This window comes from Streptomyces sp. M2CJ-2 (assembly GCF_016757295.1).
In the GTDB taxonomy this organism is placed as follows: Bacteria; Actinomycetota; Actinomycetes; order Streptomycetales; family Streptomycetaceae; genus Streptomyces.
This window is the reverse complement of sequence record NZ_JAESIF010000061.1, coordinates 1-15,444: the sequence shown is the minus strand read 5'-3', so window position 1 is coordinate 15,444 and position 15,444 is coordinate 1. Positions and strand designations below refer to the sequence as shown.

General features: G+C 71.5%; 23 protein-coding genes and 2 pseudogenes. 21 read left to right on the top strand and 4 right to left on the bottom strand.

What is annotated here, in order from left to right; translation table 11 throughout:
- Positions 1-63: 63 nt before the first annotated feature.
- From JL475_RS30685 to JL475_RS30675, 3 genes and pseudogenes are all read right to left on the bottom strand, one after another.
- The gene (locus tag JL475_RS30685) at positions 64-861 is read right to left on the bottom strand and encodes a type II secretion system F family protein (protein WP_202281269.1); all 798 of its coding nucleotides are present in this window, start codon (positions 859-861) and stop codon (positions 64-66) included.
- Complete coding sequence (locus JL475_RS30680) at positions 858-1,733, bottom strand: type II secretion system F family protein (protein ID WP_307825201.1); 876 nt, start codon at positions 1,731-1,733, stop codon at positions 858-860. Before JL475_RS30680 ends, JL475_RS30685 begins: the two co-directional genes overlap by 4 nt.
- Before the next feature lie 37 nt (positions 1,734-1,770).
- A pseudogene (locus tag JL475_RS30675) lies at positions 1,771-2,355 on the bottom strand (ATPase, T2SS/T4P/T4SS family); the annotation flags it as partial.
- Positions 2,356-2,397: 42 nt separating this feature from the next.
- Here JL475_RS30675 and JL475_RS30670 point away from each other — a divergent pair.
- Positions 2,398-3,882 (top strand): recombinase family protein, encoded by a 1,485-nt coding sequence (locus JL475_RS30670; protein WP_202281268.1) that lies wholly within the window; start codon positions 2,398-2,400, stop codon positions 3,880-3,882.
- Here the strand turns inward: JL475_RS30670 and JL475_RS30665 are convergent.
- Complete coding sequence (locus JL475_RS30665; protein WP_202281267.1) at positions 3,879-4,496, bottom strand: hypothetical protein; 618 nt, start codon at positions 4,494-4,496, stop codon at positions 3,879-3,881. The two genes, JL475_RS30670 and JL475_RS30665, sit on opposite strands and share 4 nt — an antisense overlap.
- A 503-nt stretch (positions 4,497-4,999) precedes the next feature.
- Between JL475_RS30665 and JL475_RS41770 the strand changes: the two genes are divergently transcribed.
- The 20 genes and pseudogenes from JL475_RS41770 to JL475_RS30565 all read left to right on the top strand — a co-directional run.
- On the top strand, positions 5,000-5,317 hold the full coding sequence (locus JL475_RS41770) for a helix-turn-helix transcriptional regulator (RefSeq protein WP_202281266.1): 318 nt from the start codon (positions 5,000-5,002) through the stop codon (positions 5,315-5,317).
- A gap of 64 nt (positions 5,318-5,381) precedes the next feature.
- The gene (locus tag JL475_RS30655) at positions 5,382-5,702 is read left to right on the top strand and encodes a hypothetical protein (protein WP_202281265.1); all 321 of its coding nucleotides are present in this window, start codon (positions 5,382-5,384) and stop codon (positions 5,700-5,702) included.
- Positions 5,699-5,902: a hypothetical protein gene (locus tag JL475_RS30650; RefSeq protein WP_202281264.1), complete on the top strand. Its 204-nt coding sequence runs from the start codon at positions 5,699-5,701 to the stop codon at positions 5,900-5,902. Before JL475_RS30655 ends, JL475_RS30650 begins: the two co-directional genes overlap by 4 nt.
- Entirely contained in the window at positions 5,899-6,171 is a 273-nt protein-coding gene (locus JL475_RS30645) for a hypothetical protein (protein WP_202281263.1), read from the top strand. Before JL475_RS30650 ends, JL475_RS30645 begins: the two co-directional genes overlap by 4 nt.
- Before the next feature lie 87 nt (positions 6,172-6,258).
- Complete coding sequence (locus tag JL475_RS30640; protein ID WP_202281262.1) at positions 6,259-6,555, top strand: hypothetical protein; 297 nt, start codon at positions 6,259-6,261, stop codon at positions 6,553-6,555.
- Positions 6,552-9,242 (top strand): hypothetical protein, encoded by a 2,691-nt coding sequence (locus JL475_RS30635; RefSeq protein ID WP_202281261.1) that lies wholly within the window; start codon positions 6,552-6,554, stop codon positions 9,240-9,242. The genes JL475_RS30640 and JL475_RS30635 overlap by 4 nt, the downstream gene beginning before the upstream one ends.
- Positions 9,243-9,462: 220 nt before the next feature.
- Positions 9,463-9,681: a hypothetical protein gene (locus JL475_RS30630; RefSeq protein WP_202281290.1), complete on the top strand. Its 219-nt coding sequence runs from the start codon at positions 9,463-9,465 to the stop codon at positions 9,679-9,681.
- Positions 9,678-10,307, top strand: coding sequence for a hypothetical protein (locus JL475_RS30625; protein ID WP_202281260.1), 630 nt, complete (start codon positions 9,678-9,680; stop codon positions 10,305-10,307). The genes JL475_RS30630 and JL475_RS30625 overlap by 4 nt, the downstream gene beginning before the upstream one ends.
- Before the next feature lie 107 nt (positions 10,308-10,414).
- Positions 10,415-10,936, top strand: coding sequence for a single-stranded DNA-binding protein (locus JL475_RS30620; RefSeq protein WP_202281259.1), 522 nt, complete (start codon positions 10,415-10,417; stop codon positions 10,934-10,936).
- 19 nt (positions 10,937-10,955) lie between these two features.
- Positions 10,956-11,156 carry a hypothetical protein gene (locus JL475_RS30615; protein WP_202281256.1) on the top strand — a complete coding sequence of 67 codons (201 nt, stop codon included), beginning with the start codon at positions 10,956-10,958 and terminating at the stop codon, positions 11,154-11,156.
- Positions 11,153-11,779, top strand: a complete 627-nt coding sequence (locus JL475_RS30610; protein ID WP_202281255.1) for a hypothetical protein — start codon at positions 11,153-11,155, stop codon at positions 11,777-11,779. Before JL475_RS30615 ends, JL475_RS30610 begins: the two co-directional genes overlap by 4 nt.
- A complete protein-coding gene (locus tag JL475_RS30605) occupies positions 11,776-12,039 on the top strand; it encodes a hypothetical protein (protein WP_307825200.1) in 264 nt (87 codons plus the stop codon). Before JL475_RS30610 ends, JL475_RS30605 begins: the two co-directional genes overlap by 4 nt.
- 100 nt (positions 12,040-12,139) lie before the next feature.
- Positions 12,140-12,661 carry a hypothetical protein gene (locus JL475_RS30600; protein ID WP_202281289.1) on the top strand — a complete coding sequence of 174 codons (522 nt, stop codon included), beginning with the start codon at positions 12,140-12,142 and terminating at the stop codon, positions 12,659-12,661.
- On the top strand, positions 12,658-13,065 hold the full coding sequence (locus tag JL475_RS30595) for a hypothetical protein (RefSeq protein WP_202281254.1): 408 nt from the start codon (positions 12,658-12,660) through the stop codon (positions 13,063-13,065). The genes JL475_RS30600 and JL475_RS30595 overlap by 4 nt, the downstream gene beginning before the upstream one ends.
- Entirely contained in the window at positions 13,062-14,243 is a 1,182-nt protein-coding gene (locus JL475_RS30590) for a conjugal transfer protein (RefSeq protein WP_202281253.1), read from the top strand. Before JL475_RS30595 ends, JL475_RS30590 begins: the two co-directional genes overlap by 4 nt.
- Positions 14,240-14,413: a hypothetical protein gene (locus JL475_RS30585; RefSeq protein WP_202281251.1), complete on the top strand. Its 174-nt coding sequence runs from the start codon at positions 14,240-14,242 to the stop codon at positions 14,411-14,413. The genes JL475_RS30590 and JL475_RS30585 overlap by 4 nt, the downstream gene beginning before the upstream one ends.
- Positions 14,410-14,718, top strand: a complete 309-nt coding sequence (locus tag JL475_RS30580) for a hypothetical protein (RefSeq protein ID WP_202281250.1) — start codon at positions 14,410-14,412, stop codon at positions 14,716-14,718. The genes JL475_RS30585 and JL475_RS30580 overlap by 4 nt, the downstream gene beginning before the upstream one ends.
- A 2-nt stretch (positions 14,719-14,720) precedes the next feature.
- Complete coding sequence (locus tag JL475_RS30575; RefSeq protein WP_202281248.1) at positions 14,721-14,933, top strand: hypothetical protein; 213 nt, start codon at positions 14,721-14,723, stop codon at positions 14,931-14,933.
- Positions 14,934-14,946: 13 nt separating this feature from the next.
- Positions 14,947-15,123 carry a hypothetical protein gene (locus tag JL475_RS30570; RefSeq protein ID WP_202281246.1) on the top strand — a complete coding sequence of 59 codons (177 nt, stop codon included), beginning with the start codon at positions 14,947-14,949 and terminating at the stop codon, positions 15,121-15,123.
- A gap of 84 nt (positions 15,124-15,207) precedes the next feature.
- Positions 15,208-15,444, top strand: a pseudogene (locus tag JL475_RS30565) (ATP-binding protein); the annotation flags it as partial.

The window sequence follows — 15,444 nt, the reverse complement described above, 5'->3', positions numbered from 1 at the left end:
CTCAACTCCCCTACGGATCCCCTGCAGAAAAGCTCTGTTGAACCACTCGACTGTTCGTCCTGCTCACCGCCCCAGCGGCTCACCCCCTCCCAACACCCCGCCGGCGAGCCCGATCACCACGGGCAGCACGCCGACCGCGATGAAGGCGGGCAGAAAGCACAGCCCCACGGGTGCGGTGACCATGACGGCCGCCCGCCGCGCCCGTGCCGTCGCCGCGCGTGCCCACTGCGCACGGGACTCCGCGGCGAGCCTCGCGACGGGCGCGGCCATGGGAAGCCCGGACACGTCGGCCCGTTCCAGCAGCCGGGCCAGGGCAGCGGCTCCCGGCACGGAGGCCAGCCGCCGCCAGGCCGCACCCGGTTCACCGCCGAGCCGGACCTCTGCCGCGCCCCGCGCCAGCGCGTCCCCGACCGGCCCGCCCAGGGCCTCACCGACAGCCTGAGCGGCCGGTACCGGACCGGCGCCCGCCGCGATGCAGGCGGCCAGCAGGTCGGCGGCGAGGGGCAGTTGCCGTGCCGCACCGGCCGCCTCGCGCTCCCGCACGTGCGCTCCGGCTGCCGTCTGCCGCAGTCGCCACCGCCACAGTCCGACAGCGCAGGCCAGCCCCACCAGCGCTCCGGTGAGGCCGCCCACCAGCGCCCATCCCGCGCACGCCACGCCCACCGGGGGCAACCAACGCCGCGCGGTTCCCGGCACGGCGAGGCGCGGCCGGGAGGCCGGCGGTTCCACGGCCGACATCCCGGCCAGCCGTCGCCGCACCCGGCGCTCGCACCGCCTCCGGCGCAGCCACCAGGCAGGCCACCCGACCGCCAGCGCCATCCCCACGAACACCCCCAGCCTGTGGACGACCTCGCCGCTCATGACGATGCCTCCTCGGCTCCCCGCATGATCCGCAGCACCCACCACAGCCCCAGGCCCTCCAGAACCCCGCCGGCCACGAGGCAGCCGAACCCCGACGCGGTGTGCAGCAGGATGTGCAGCGGGTCGGCCCCGAGGGCCGCGCCGAGTCCGAGCCCCAGAACCGGGAGCCCGGCGAGCATCACCGCGGTGGCACGGGCACCGGCCAGCTGGGCACGCAGATCACCGCGCCGGTCCCGCTCGGCACGCAGCGCCGCTTCCAGCCGGTCGAGTCCGGCCGCGAGCCCTGCCCCCTGGTCGACGGCGACCCGCCAGCACGCGGCGAGCCCTCGAAGCCCCTCGGCGCCCGGCTGCCGTGCCGCCGCCGCGAGCCCGTCCGGCACGTCCCCGCCGAGCCGCGCCGCCGCCAGCACCGCGGCCTGCGCCTCGCCGAGCCCGCCGGAATCACGCGCGGCCGGCGACAGCGCCTCACCCGGCTGCCGCCCGGCACGCACCTCACCGGCGAGCGCCCCGCACAGCGCGATCACCGCGTCGGCCCGTTTCTCGCGGTCCCGGCGCTCTCGAGCGGCCAGCCGTACCCGCCGCAGCAACGGCACCCCGGCCGCCCCCGCGACGACCGGCAACACCGACGAACCCAGCAGCGCCAGCACCGCTCCGACGGCCGGCGCCCACCATTCGGCGCGCAGCCGTCCACGGATCCGCCCCCACTCGCGGACCGCCCGGGGCCACCCCGGCGGCCCGCTCCCGACGGCTTTCCCGTCGGCCAGCAGCAGTCGCGCCCGCCTGACTCCGGCCCGGCTGCCGCCCAGCAGCCACGCGGCGCCCCCGAGGCACGCCATGGCCGCCCCGATCGACACCCCGGCAGTCCCGCTCACTCTCGCTCCCCTCTCACCCTCGACCGCTCCCACTCGCTCACCGTCCACCGCCCCCACTCCCGTTCCGGAGCAGCTCCCGCAGCCGCTCCCACCCCGGCTCGTGGGCGAAGGCGTCCGGACCCCACCGCAGCGCGGGCACCGTCCGCACCAGCCCCGATCGGTCCCGTTCCAGCACGTGCACCTCCGCGATCCGCCTCCGGCCGCCCCGGTCACGTACGAGGTGCAGCACCACGGACAGGGCGGCCGCCAGTTGGCTGTGCAGCGCGAACCGGTCGAGCCCGGCCGCCGTGCCGAGCGCCTCCAGCCGGGCGGGCACGTCCGCGGCTGCATTGGCGTGGACGGTCCCCGAGCCTTCGTGTCCCGTGTTGAGGGCGGCCAGGAGGTGGACCACCTCGGGGCCGCGCACCTCCCCCACGACCAGCCGGTCCGGCCGCATCCGCAGTGCCTGGCGCACCAGGTCCTCGAGCGTGACGAGTCCGGCGCCCTCCTGGTTCGCGGGCCTGCTTTCCAGGCGTACGACGTGTGGATGGTCGGGCCGCAGTTCGGCCGAGTCCTCGGCGAGGACGATCCGCTCGTCCGGTCCGGCCAGCCCCAGCAGAGCGCTGAGCAGGGTTGTTTTCCCGAACCTGGGACAGAGACACCACTGCTGGGGCACACTCAGGCCATGAAGAGCACTCCAACGGGGGCCACCCAAACGCGCGCCGTCGTCTATTGCCGGATCTCGCAGGACCGCACCGGGGCCGGTCTCGGTGTCGACCGGCAGCGCCAGGACTGCGAGGCCCTCGCCGAACGGATGGGCTGGGAAGTCCTCGAGGTGTACGTCGATAACGATGTGAGCGCGTACAGCGGGAAGCTCCGCAAGGACTACCGGCGCATGCTCGCCGACCTCGACGAGGGCAAGGCCACCGTCGTCATCGCCTGGCACACCGACCGCTTGCACCGTTCCCCCACCGAGCTGGAGGAGTACATCAACCTGTCCGAGCGCCGCGGGATCTCTACGCACACCGTGCAGGCCGGGACGATCGACCTGTCCACGCCTTCCGGGCGTATGACCGCGCGAATCCTCGGCGCCGTCGCCCGCCAGGAGTCCGAGCACAAGGGCCACCGTGTGGCCAGGGCGCGGCAGCAGAAGGCCATGGCCGGCGAGTGGGCCGGCGGGGTTCGCCCGTTCGGGTGGGGCGTGCCCACCGGCGAGATGCGCAAGAAGGTGGACCAGAAGACCGGCGAAGAGCTCGAGGAGCCTGAGCTCGACATGACCAAGGCCGTCCCGGAGGAAGCCGAGGCGCTCCGCTACTGGACGGATGAGATCCTCTCCGGCGGATCGATCCGGTCCCTGGTGAAGTGGGCCGCCGACAAGGGCTTCCAGACGACGCGGGGGAACTCCATCTCGCACACGGACATGCGGGAGATGCTGCTGCGGCCCAGGAACGCCGGGATCGCCGTCTACCGGGGCGAGGAAGTCGGCAAGGGCAAGTGGGAGCCGATCGTCGACGAAGCGAAGTACAGGGCCGTCTGCGCGATCCTGAAGGACCCCGCCAGGACGACCACCCCGGGCGCCCAACCGAAGTGGCTGGGATCGCTGCTGTACCGGTGCGGCCGCGGCGAGTGCCCCGAGTACGTGTACGTCACCCAGTCCGGCGGGCGCCGCTATCCGTCGTACCGCTGTCAGACCGGGCACGGCGGCGGCCGGCGCGCCGAGATCGTCGACCAGCACGTCGAGGACGCGATCGTCGAACGCCTGTCACGGCCGGACGCTCACGAACTGCTGGAGCCCGCACCGGACGGCGTCGACGTGGTCGGCCTGCAGGCCGAAGGTGAGCAGATCCGGATGCGGCTGCGGAACCTAGCTGGCAAGTACGGCGCGGGCGAGATCGGCGACATGCAGTTCGCCGTGGCCTCGGATACGGCCCGCGCACAGTTGGAGGGCGTGACGCGGCAGCTGGCCCGCGCGGCAACAGCGGATCCGCTGGCCGGCCTGGTCGGGGCGCCGGACGTGCGGGCGGCGTGGAAGGGCATGGACCTCGAGCGGCAGAGGACCGTGCTGCGGGCCCTGGTCGAGGTGACGCTGAAGACGCCGCGGCCAGGCCGGATGCCCGACGGCGGGTACTTCGACTACGACGCCGTCGTGTTCGTGTGGAAGCGGAGCTAGACCGGGGGCAACAGGCTGCTGCGCCGTGCGGCGCCAACCCATTTGGCCGCCGTCGAGTGTGAGACCCCGAAGTAGTTCTGCACGGCGCGAGTGGGTGGCTCGTCGTTGCACTGCGCCTCGTTGTAGATCTTTGCGACCTCTTCCAGGTGTTGCGGCGTGATCTTCCGGCGCCGCTGGACCCCGGGCTCGGGCGCCGGTGCGGCCGTACTGTCGCTGGGCGCCAGCGGGAGCTCGCCGACTGTGTCGGCGAAGGCCTGGCGGACCTCGGGCAGCTGAAGGAACTTGACCACCACGCTCTTGGCGCGCTTGGTCCATTCCGTCGGCGGGAACTGTGCGACGACCTCGCCGAGGTAGTCCAGCCAGCGGGCGCCGATGCCGTAGATCTTCACGAGTCTGACGCCTTCAGACTCTGAGGCCTTGAAGCTGGCGATGATGCCGGTGGGCTCTTGCTCGGCAATCATCTCCGGCGTCTGGATCAGCATGAAGAAGTCATCCGGGTACGTCACGTAGTCGACCGTGACAGGCCTGATGCGCAGCTCGGGCTCGTCGAAGTTCCAGTCAGAGGGGACGGCTAGGGCACGCCAGCCGGCGGGGAGGGGAGAGTCATCAATCACGTACCCAACATGCCCTATCGGCAAAACAATGGCAAGACACTGGCGCCCTGAGGGGCTAGGAAGAGACAGGTCGCGCTGTCACGGTTAGCGGAACTTAGCGGCACTCAGCGGCACTCAGTGGCGCTGACCTGCAAGCTTCCACGCGTTCCTACATGTTCCTACATGTTCCCGCATGTTCCCTTGAGTTCCTCAAGGTTGCATGACGCCACGTCAGCTACTAGCCACAGGCATACGGCGAACAGCAGATCGACTATCCCCACGGAAACACACCTCCCAGGTCGCGACTTCCCTGAAACTCGCAGGTAGTTAGCGAGCAGGCCTACCGGCCGCAACACCCGCGACAGCCGACCCGGCGAAACGCCCGAGCAACCCGGCGGAACGCCCAAGCAACCCGGCGGCATGCCACTTGTGCAACCAAGCCTAGTAAGTCCTAGCCGCAATGGCATAGCGAGTAGCTAGTTACATGGCTTGTCTAACGGCAAGGAGTCGGCTAGCGTTCAATCATGGCTCAGACAGCACAGCTGTTGCGCCTCGCCGAGGTTCGCGCTGCCGTAAGCAGCGGTGAAGCGCGGCGCCTACGCGAAGCAGCAGACCTATCCATCAGCGAGATCGCCGCCGCTTGCGGGGTCGATCAGTCCACCGTCTGGCGCTGGGAACGAGGAGTACGCAAACCCCGCGGGCGACTAGCACTCGCCTACGGAGAGCTCCTCGACTCCCTCCGCAACACGGCTCACGTCTCCATCGGAGACGGCGACGGCGCCGGGTCTAGCCACCCGACGCCGCCTGTCGAGAACGCCCCGATCACTACCAGCGCTAACTAGCAAGACGGCGACGCCCGGGGTCTAGCCACCCCATTAGCGCCGCCGCCGGAAAGAGAACGTCCTCATGGCCATTCAAGCGATCCAGACCGGCCAGCGCAACACGCTCACCGAGGAGCAGGTCTGTGACCTGCCGATGGACGAGCTCCTCGCCCAGGTCGACGTCACCCTCGACACGACGGAGATCAACGAGCCGGGGTTCTTCGGCTACAGCACCGTCCATGCCTCCGGCCGCGCCACCGTCTACATCCCGTCGCAGGCCGGCGACCTCGAGCGCGACATAGCCACCCGCTTCCTCGTCACCAAGTTCCTCGGGCTGCCGACGCACCTCTTCCCCGACGTCCTGCAGGCCACCGTCTACGACGCGAACGGCGAGGAGCAGGCGTGACCAGCGCACGCAACGCGCCGGCGTCCGGGGGTGTCGCTGCACCCCCGGACCGCCCGGTCCGCTTCGCCGACCCTGAGCGCAACCGCCGCTACTGGGAGCGCATCGAGCGCATCGTCGACGCCGCGCCCCCGCTGGACGACACCCAACGCGCGGTCATCCGCACGGCCTTCAGTCAGCCCGCAGCGCGGGAGGCGGCATGACCGAGCGCCCCGGGCAGTGGCCCGTCGACCAGCCCGTCGACCTCGATGCAATCGAGGCGGAGACCGTCGGGGACGCCCCCGACCCCGACGAGTTGTACGTGAAGCGTGCCGCCGAACGAGGACGCCACGAGATCGTCCTCGGTTCGATCCGCGCGCACCTCGAAGAGCAGCCCACTTCCGGCGCCGTCCAGGCCGTCGCCCGCAAGTGGTGCGCCGACGTCACCGCCCTGGGTGACGAGATCGCGAAGGCCAGACGGAAGGCCGCCTGACCGCTGGCGGGCGCCGCCATCCCCCCCGCGGCGCCCGCCAGCACCCCACGAACACCCCCTGACCCGCTCGTAGAAGAGAGCACGTTCGTGAACAGCAGCACCCTCCTCCCGCTCTTCGGGGAGGACACCGAGCAGCCCGAAACGGAGATCCAGCCGCTGGCCGCTCTCGGTATGGCCGCCGCCGCGGCCCGCCTCGTCGCCTACCGCGACACCCAGCACGAAGACGGCGAGCTGCGCGCTCTGCTCGTTGTCGACTGCCCGTTCTGCGGCCACCAGCACATCCACCCCGCCGGCCTTGCCGCCACGCCGCGCGTCTGCCCCAGGCGCTCGCGCTGCGTCAGCCGCCCGACCGGCGTCTACTACTTCCCGGCGGTGAACCCGTGACCCAGGCTCCACCCGCCGAACTGGTCGCCGACCAGCAGCTGGTTCACGCGTCGCTGGCCTACCACTTCCAGGACGTGCCCGGCCTGCTCAGCGTGTGCTCGGACGCAGACCGCTGGGTCGGCCGGCGATTCACCACCGACGAGGCCGGCATCGCCGCGGCGACCGAGTACGTGGCCGCCCTCGACGCGCGCGGGCCGAAGGGCATCTACACCCAGGTCACCACCCTGCGCGAGAACCCGGAGAAGGGGCGCGGCGGCAAGGACCTGGCCCACGGCCTGACGTTCCTCTGGGCAGACGGCGACTTCGGCGACGTCGGACACAAGCCCGGCCTGGACGACCTGCCGCACCCCGCCGACGCCGACCACGTTCGGGAAATCGTCCTCGCCTCCGGGCTGCCCGAGCCGTCCGGCTGGTGGCTGTCCGGCGGCGGCTACAACCCAATCTGGGTCCTCGACCGGCCATACATCATCGCCAGCGACGACGACCGGGCGGCCGTCGAGCAGTTCACCATGGCCCTGCAGGCCGTCCTCGGCGGCTCGGCGTACTCTCACGGCTGCTCGTGGGACACGCAGATCGGCAACCTCGACCGGCTGATGCGGATCCCCGGCACGGTCAACCGCAAGGCCGACGCACGACCGACGGGAAGCTTCCCCGGCACCGGCGAGGTCGTCGACCTGGCCGTGATGCGCGAGGCCGTCCAGCGGCTGGAGCCCGACGCGCGGGCGCTGTTGGAGAAGGCGGCAGCGGAGAAGCGGGCCCGGCACGACGAGCGCACCGGCCGCGCAACCGTGGCCCCGCCCTCGCGCCGCCCTGCTTTCCCCCGTTCCGACGGGGGCACGAGCGTGTTCAACATCCTCGCGTCCGAACTGACGTTCCGGGACATCCTGGAGCCCGCGGGCTGGACGTACCGAGGCACCGCCGCCGACGGCCGGGAGCAGTGGCTCCGCCCCGCCGGCGCCGAAGGCTCAGCCGACAGCGAGTACAGCCTCGTCTGCGACGACCACGTCGCCGTCAACTGGTCCGAGCGGTCCGGCCTGCCAGTCGGGCAGCAGCCCTCCGGCCGCAAGCTCACCATCCCCACCCTGTGGGCGCACATCCACTACGGCGGCAACGAACGCGAGGCCACCCTCGACGTGATCCGCGCCGCGTTCGACCAGGACGCCCAGGCGCCCGCCCGCGCTCTCCCCACCGCGGTGCTCACCCGGGTGCGGCAGCACTGCCGCCCGCCCGCGCAGCGCAACGAGGCCCCTCCCCCGCCACCTGACGACATGTGGGTCGCATTCGAGAAGGCAGCCGAGCCGGACCCGCCCGCCGAGGACAACAACGCGGACGGGCCCGCTCCGATCCCCGGGTTGATCCCGGACGAGTTCTACGCCGCCCGCCCCGAGCTGCAGCACATCCGGACAGCCGGCCACTCCCGGACCCGGTCCGGCGACGTCGCCCTGATGTCGGTACTCACCCGGCTGTCCTCCCTGGTATCGCACCGCATCCGCGCCGACACCGGCATCGCCGGGTACGCATCACTGAACCTGTTCGGCGGGATCATCGGCCCGTCCGGCATCGGCAAGTCCACCGGCGTGGAGGTCGCCGACCGGCTCATGCCCGCCCCGCCCGAGCTGGACTTCCGTGACGGCCTGCCGCTGGGCTCCGGCGAGGGCCTCGCCGAGGTGTTCATGGGCATGGTCGAGGAAGAGACCGGCGAGGTGCGCAAGGGTCGCGGCGGAACGGAGACGCCCGTCACCGTGAACGTCCGCAAGCAGGTGCGGCACAACGCGTTCTTCTACATTGACGAGGGCGCCACCATCACCCGGCTGATGAAGGAACGGTCCGGCTCCACCCTCGGCGAGACGCTCCGCAGTGCTGCCGTGGGTCAGACGCTCGGGCAGACCAACGCCAGCAAGGACACGAGCCGGTACATCCCGAGCGGCTCTTACAGTCTCGGGCTGCTGGTCGGCTTCCAGCCGGAGACCGTGGCCCCGCTGTTCGAAGAGGTCGCTGAGGGCACGCCGCAGCGGTTCGTGTGGGTGCAGGTCATCGACCCGGCCATCCCCGACGACCCGCCCGCGTGGCCCGGGGAGCTGCACGCGTGGCGCGAGGCAGCCACCGTGCCGCCCGGCAGCGAAGCGGACCGCTTCGTGCTGGTCACCTTCGACGAGTCCATCAAGGCCGACCTGCGCGCCGCAGACCTGGCCAAGGTCCGCGGGCAGATGAACCCGTCGGAGATGAACCAACTCGACTCGCAGGCCCCGGTGATGCGCGTGAAGCTCGCGTCGCTGCTGGCCATCCTCGGAGGGCGGCGGCACGTCAACGTCGAGGACTGGCGGCTGGCGCAAATGCTGTGGGAGGCGTCGTGCGCCACCCGGGACGCGGTCCTGGCGTACTGCGCGAGCCAGCGGCGCGCCGAGCAGGAGAAGCGGACCACGGCACGCATCGAGGAAGAGGTGCGCGTCGACCACGCGAAGCAGCTCGCCGAGGACACCCGGACGGAACGGGCCACCGAGCGGCTCGCGCTGCGGATTTCGGCGTATGTCCACGCGAACGGTCCGCTCCCCCGCACGGAGTTGAGGAAGCGTGCCGCCGGCAGGGAGAAGCGGCTGCTGTCCGACGCCTACGGCTACGCCCTGCTTCGGGAGTGGCTCATCGAGGCGGACGGGAAGTTCGCCCCGGGTCCTGTCCCCCCGTCGTGAGGGGGGACAGAGGGGGGGACAGGGACAGCTTTTGTCCCCCCCTCTCCCCGGGGGACACCCCGAACTAGTTCCATCGCGGAACTATTGCAAGCGCAAGCAACCGTCTGGCCAGCACTAATAAGAGATCAAGATCAACTATCTCTCGACTCGCGTACCGCGCGAGGGAGGGGGGGACAAAACCCGTCCCCCCTGTCCCCCCCGTCCCCCTCTGGAGAGCCTCATGAACGTCGACGACATCGTGGCGGAGAAGATCGCCGCCGCCCGCCGCCGGGCCGAAGCAGCCAAGGCCCGGCGCGCCGCCCTCAACGCCGCCCGGCAACGCGGCCTCGCCCACCGCCACGCCCAACGCCTCCGCAACCAGGCTTCCGCCCGCACGACGGACGGATCCGAGGCGAGCAACCCGTCCGCCTCGAACGACACCACCGAGGAGAACCAGTGACCACGACCACAGACATTGCCCGCGCCCACGGCCACACCGGGCCGACCAACTGCCAGGACTGCGGCACCACCGAGAACGTCCACTTCGGCAGCTGGTACAAGCCGGAGACCGGCGAGAGCGGCAACTTCCTGCAGTGCTGCGCCTGCGGGCTCAAGGCCGGCGACGCTCTCGTCGACCACGCCGACTGCGGCTCGCCCATCGTCGAGTTCGTCATTAACGAGCACGGCAATCCCTACAGCGAGCTCGCCTACAAGCGAGTCCACGCCAGGGCAGTTGAGGCATACGGGCGCGGCCAGCACGACGCCACGCAGTACCTGGACCTCGAGGGGCCCGCCGCGCACGAGCACGCGCTGTCCGCTGTGCTCGCCGATGTCGGACGCGCCTACGCCGCCGCCGCCCTCAACCAGGTCATGAAGACCCTCGCGGACAAGCTCGACGAGGGCACCTACATGGCGCTCGGCGACATCGCAGCAACGCTCGACCTGGCCGTGATCGAGGACCTCGACGGCGCCAACGGCACAGGCGACTTCGCCGCTGCGCTGCAGGCGTGCCCGATCCATCACGGCGGCGACGGGTGCTCGTACTTCTGCGAGGGCCACACCAACCCGCCCAGCCAGTCCGCCTGACCCGCACGACACCGGCCGGGCCCGCGGTCATCGGGCCCGGCCTCCCACCCAGCACACCGGAACTTTGCGCAGATGCGCAAGGTTTCCCGACTCCGAAGGAGCCCGCCATGGCAGGCGAGACCGTGATCACCGTCGTTGGCAACCTGGTCGACGACCCCGAACTCCGCTTCACCCCGTCCGGGGCCGCGGTCGCGAAGTTCCGCGTCGCGTCCACGCCGCGCACGTTCGACCGGCAGACGAACGAGTGGAAGGACGGCGAGGCGCTGTTCCTCACCTGCTCGGTGTGGCGGCAGGCCGCCGAGAATGTCGCCGAATCCCTTCAGCGCGGCACCCGGGTCATCGTGCAGGGCCGGCTGAAGCAGCGGTCCTACGAGGACCGTGAGGGCGTCAAGCGGACCGTGTACGAGCTGGACGTCGACGAGGTCGGCGCCTCGCTCGCCTACGCCACGGCGGCCGTCACCAAGAAGACCGGCGGCGGCAACCGTGGGGGAACGCCCACGGATGACGCCTGGGCCGGCGCGAAGCCCGCCAACGGCCAGCAGCAGAGCGGCGGCTGGGGATCCACCCCGCCCGCCCAGCAGCCGCCTGCGCAGCAGGGCGCGGGCTACTCCGACGAACCCCCTTTTTGATCAAGGAGTCGACATGACCATGAACGAGATACAGCTGCTCGCTATCGGCCTGGTCCTCGGCGCCTGGATCGTGGCCGTCTGGCAGGCGTCCCTCAACTTGCGGGACGCGCGCCGCAGCCTCGCCGAGTCCCACCAGGCCCGCCGCCGCGCGGCCGGCGACCACTTCCTGAACAGCCTGGAGCTGTACCGGATCCAGCAGCGCTACGGACTCGTCCCGTGACCGCCTGCGAGATCTGCGGCGAGGAGACCGCCGGCCGGTACCTGTGCCAGCGGCACACGGTCCAGCTCGCCGAGCGCCTGGACGAACTGCCCAAGGTGTACGACGAGGTCGGCCAGTGCCTGGTGCCCCGCGGTCACGGGTGGGGTGAGATCGTCGCGACCCGGGGCGCGGCCGGCCCTCGGTCCCCGCTCGACGAGGACGTCCTCGACACCGTGAACGTGACCCGGGCCGCCGAGGTGATGCGCCTATGGCGGGTGGACGTGCAGCGCGAGCGGTGGCCGCAGCACTCGCCGCCGCCCCCGCCGGCGGACCTGGCCGCAGACTGCCGGTGGTTGGGCATGGAACTGGACTGGATCGTCCAGCACTACCCGGGGACCGGGGACCTGTTCCGCGAGGCGGCCGAGCTGGAGTCGCAGGCTCGGACGATCGTCGGCGATCCGGCACCGCGGCCGCAGCGCCTCGGGACGTGCGTGGCGGTCGACAGTGATGGCGTCGTCTGTGGGGCTGTGATCTCCCGGCTGCCGGGGCAGACCCGGCTGACGTGCCGCTGGTGTAGCTACACCTACGAGTCGGAGGGGGATCTGCTGCTGCTCCTGCACTTCCAGCCGAAGGAGGCAGCGTGAATATCACAGCCCCCCTTGTGCGCAACCCCGCCTGTGATACTCTCGGGGAGATGGAAACGCCCCCATGGCGGGACCGTCTCCGCGCGGAAGACGAGTTGCTGGAACAGCTCGACGCCCAAACGGAGCAGGCCCGCAAACGACGAGCGGAAGCCCTGAAAGAAGGGGCCGACGAACTCGGCAGCGTCTACAAGGTCGCGCAGCAGTTGGGCCTTAGCTGGACCGCTGTCGCGAACGCGATCAAGAAGTACACAACCCAATAGACGAGGGCCGGGCAGCAGCTCTCCCAGGTGCTGGAACACCAGGGAGGCGATCGCACCGCCCGACCCTCTACCGAACGTCCTGACCTAACCAGGAGTCGGCATGACCGATCTTTCCATGTCCGAGCGCGTGGGCGACACCGCCCTGCGCCCCGTCGAACCGAGCGACCTCGAGGTCGCGATCAGCGTCGCCCAGCAGCTGCTGCACAGCGACCAGATCCTCTCCCTCCAGGAGGCCCTCCGCCTCCTGCTCCGCGCCCTCGACACCGGGCCCCGCGAGGTCCGCCACGCGAACGGCCTGACCTTCACGGTCATCCCCGCCGACAGCTACGACGCCCGCATGGCGCGTGACGTCCGCGAGCTGACCATGGAAGACGGCAGCGTGTGGACCGTCGGCACCCGCGGCGCCGGCAGCACCTTCGCCTGGCGGCCCGCCGACGAGCCGCCCGCCCCGCGCTGCCCGACCCCGCACCACGACGAGTACCGGGTGCGAAAGGCCCGCGAGGAACTCGCCACCCCGGTGGACCTGTCGGACGGCCGGGCGGTGGCCCGTCGCGCCGGCCGTCTCGAGGTCGCCCTGGAGCAGCTGCTGGAGATGCTCGCCGAGCGGGGTGAAGGCCAGTGAGCACCGCCCCCCGTAAGCAGAGCCCGCGTTACCGGGACCGCGTCGTCGTCCTCGACACCCTCGACTCCGGCGAGGTCACCGTGCCGGAGCCGGCCTTCTGCATCGGCCACGACGACGACACCGTCGGCTACCTCGCCGACATCACCCACAACGGGCCCACCGTCACGGCCGCCGCGGTCACCGCCCGGTACGGCCACCTGCCGGTCATGGACGCGCGCATCACGCACGCCCCGCACGGCCAGGTCCTGCCGGAGCCGCTGCCGCTCCTCGCGATCCGCGTGGACGTCGACGCCACCGTCGCCATCGAGGACGGCCGCAACCTCGCCCAGGCCCTGCGGTCCGCCGCCGTCCGCATCGACCGCGCCCTCGACGAGGTCGCCCGCCTGCGAGGTGATCGCCGATGAGCGCCCGTACCCTCACCACGGGGCAGGCCTGGGTCCTCGGCACCGCGGCGGCCGTCATGGTCGCGGTCGGTATCGCCGGTGCGGTCGGCACCTTCTCCAACACCCTCGCCGAGTTCGGCCGCAAGGCCACTGCCGCCGGTGTCGTCGCCGCCGGAGAGGGCCTCACCCTCATCCTCGCGCTCACGATGCTCGGGCTGACGCTGCTCAACCAGTCGGCTCCGGTCTGGGTCCGCGTCGGCCTGTGGCTCGCCCCGCTGGGCGCCTGCGGTACCGGCCTCGCCCTCGCCGACAACCTCACCGAGGCGGTTGTCTACGGGGCCACCCCGCTGGGCATGTCCGGCGCCGCCGAGGGCCTGGGCCTGATCGCCCGCCGCGTCGTCATCTACACCACCGGCGTGGACGCCGAAGCCCAGCGCCGCAATGCGGAGACGCTGCAGCGCCTCGCCTACCACCGGGCCCGCTCGGCGAACCACCCAGGCAAGTGGACGCGCCTGCGCTCCGAGCGGATCGCATGGCGGCTGGCCCGGCACGCCGGCCGGGGAGACGCCCACCTTGGCGCGGACCTGGTCGACGTCCAGCGGACACGGCTGACCGAGGCGGGCGACAGCGCCCTGCTCGACATGTTCACCGTGGCGTCCGCCCCGGCCGAACCCGACCTGCCCAAGGTGACCCTGGAGCGCCTCGACGACGACCAGGTGCCCGCCGTCGAGGCTCCGCGCCCGCTGCCCGAGGTGGTCCCGGCCGGCGCCCGCCTGTTGCCGATCGTCGCCCGCCCGGAGCCGGTCGAGATGACCACCCGGCAGAGCTTCCTGCACGTCTGGAAGGACGCACCGAAGTTCCCGCGCGACAGTTCCGCGCCGCGCTGGACGGTCGCCCAACCGGTCATGCCGCCAGTACCTGCGCTGGAGTCCGGCGTGTTCTGGAGCGCCACGAAGGGCTCAGATCTGAACCTCAAGGCGACCGCTTCGGTGCCTGCCGAGAAGCCCCGGCAGGTGGTCACCGCGACGGTCACTCTCACCCCGTCCGACCTGCGGCGACAGGCCCGCAGGCTGAACCGGGAGGCGGTCAGGTCGAACGGCCGGTCGGTGACCATCAAGACGCTTCAGGACGAACTCGGCCTGTCGCGTCGAGAAGCGACGAAGCTGCGGCACGAGGTCGTCGGGGGTGAGCGGTCATGAAGTGGCTGTTCCTCGGTGCCCTGCTCGGGCTGCTGCTGACCACCCCGCAGGTGGCCGACCTGACCACCACCGTGGTCACCGCGCTGGCCTCCCAGTCGCTGCTGGTCGCGTTCGTCCTCGGTGCCGCAGCCCGCCCGTACCTGCCCCTGGTGAAGAGGTGGACTCGATGAGCGACGCCCTCGAGAAGGCCGCCCGCGACGCGGTCGACGCCGCCGACAACTCGGAGATGGTCCGGCAGATCGCCGCGATCCTCGCCGCGCAGCAGCTCCTCGCCCAGCAGCAGCCGCAGCAGCCGGCCCCGGCGCAGCGGCCCGAGTTCAGCGCCACGAAGTGGTTGGTGATCGGCGGCGTCGTCGTCTCGGTCGGCCTGGTCGGCGCGCTGTTCGCGGTCGCCGTCGCCATCGGCGCCGTGTCCGTCGGCATCCTCGCCCTGGTCCTGCGCTCGATCTGGCACGACGTCCAGAAGGGGCGCTGACCATGGGTTTCCTTCGCCGCCGTGAGACCGCCGCCGACGACCAGGCCCGCACCGGCCGTCTCCTGCAGGGCCTCGAGGACGCCTACGCCGCCCGCACCGGCGACCCGGTCGACGGCGGGCCCCTCGACGAGTTCGAGGAGACCGTCATCAACGCCGCTGCCGCCCAGTACGGCACGCCGTACCCGCCCGCCGGCCACGACTACCCCCGCCGCTGACCAGGAGGAATCCATGCCCGCCACGAACCACGACGCACTGACCTGGGGCGAGATCGCCCGGGTCGTCGCCATCGGAGCGCAGATCCAGCGCCGCAAGGCCCGCGGCAAGGGCGTCGCCCGCCTGGAGAGGCAGGCCGAGGAGATCGTCGCCAAGGCCGAGGCCCGCGAGAACGCCCGCCGCACGAAGTAACAGGCCCTGGGGCGGCCGTCAGCTGCCAGGCGAAACCGGCCGCCCCGGGCCTCCCAACCCCAGCAAGAGGCAGGAAACCCCAGCATGACAGTGCACCTGATCAAGGCGCCACACAACGACACCGAGGCGCCCTCCAGCCACCGCGAACGGCGCCGGGCCCGGTTTCGTACCGTTGCCCGCGCCGCCCTGCAGGACGAGCGCATCCGCGCCGCAGGACGCCTCACCGTCCGCCACGGCGCCTACGTGACCGGCGGGGCCCGCATCGTCGCCCGCCGCGCCTGGGACGGCCGCACCGCCTCCCGATACGAGCGCATGATCCGC

Bases quoted from the DNA above. Each gene is read 5' to 3' on its own strand.
- JL475_RS30685 (WP_202281269.1), bottom strand. From the start codon at position 861: ATGAGCGGCGAGGTCGTCCACAGGCTGGGGGTGTTCGTGGGGATGGCG.
- JL475_RS30670 (WP_202281268.1), top strand. From the start codon at position 2,398: ATGAAGAGCACTCCAACGGGGGCCACCCAAACGCGCGCCGTCGTCTAT.
- JL475_RS41770 (WP_202281266.1), top strand. From the start codon at position 5,000: ATGGCTCAGACAGCACAGCTGTTGCGCCTCGCCGAGGTTCGCGCTGCC.
- JL475_RS30655 (WP_202281265.1), top strand. From the start codon at position 5,382: ATGGCCATTCAAGCGATCCAGACCGGCCAGCGCAACACGCTCACCGAG.
- JL475_RS30645 (WP_202281263.1), top strand. From the start codon at position 5,899: ATGACCGAGCGCCCCGGGCAGTGGCCCGTCGACCAGCCCGTCGACCTC.
- JL475_RS30630 (WP_202281290.1), top strand. From the start codon at position 9,463: ATGAACGTCGACGACATCGTGGCGGAGAAGATCGCCGCCGCCCGCCGC.
- JL475_RS30620 (WP_202281259.1), top strand. From the start codon at position 10,415: ATGGCAGGCGAGACCGTGATCACCGTCGTTGGCAACCTGGTCGACGAC.
- JL475_RS30615 (WP_202281256.1), top strand. From the start codon at position 10,956: ATGAACGAGATACAGCTGCTCGCTATCGGCCTGGTCCTCGGCGCCTGG.
- JL475_RS30600 (WP_202281289.1), top strand. From the start codon at position 12,140: ATGACCGATCTTTCCATGTCCGAGCGCGTGGGCGACACCGCCCTGCGC.
- JL475_RS30590 (WP_202281253.1), top strand. From the start codon at position 13,062: ATGAGCGCCCGTACCCTCACCACGGGGCAGGCCTGGGTCCTCGGCACC.
- JL475_RS30585 (WP_202281251.1), top strand. From the start codon at position 14,240: ATGAAGTGGCTGTTCCTCGGTGCCCTGCTCGGGCTGCTGCTGACCACC.
- JL475_RS30580 (WP_202281250.1), top strand. From the start codon at position 14,410: ATGAGCGACGCCCTCGAGAAGGCCGCCCGCGACGCGGTCGACGCCGCC.
- JL475_RS30575 (WP_202281248.1), top strand. From the start codon at position 14,721: ATGGGTTTCCTTCGCCGCCGTGAGACCGCCGCCGACGACCAGGCCCGC.
- JL475_RS30570 (WP_202281246.1), top strand. From the start codon at position 14,947: ATGCCCGCCACGAACCACGACGCACTGACCTGGGGCGAGATCGCCCGG.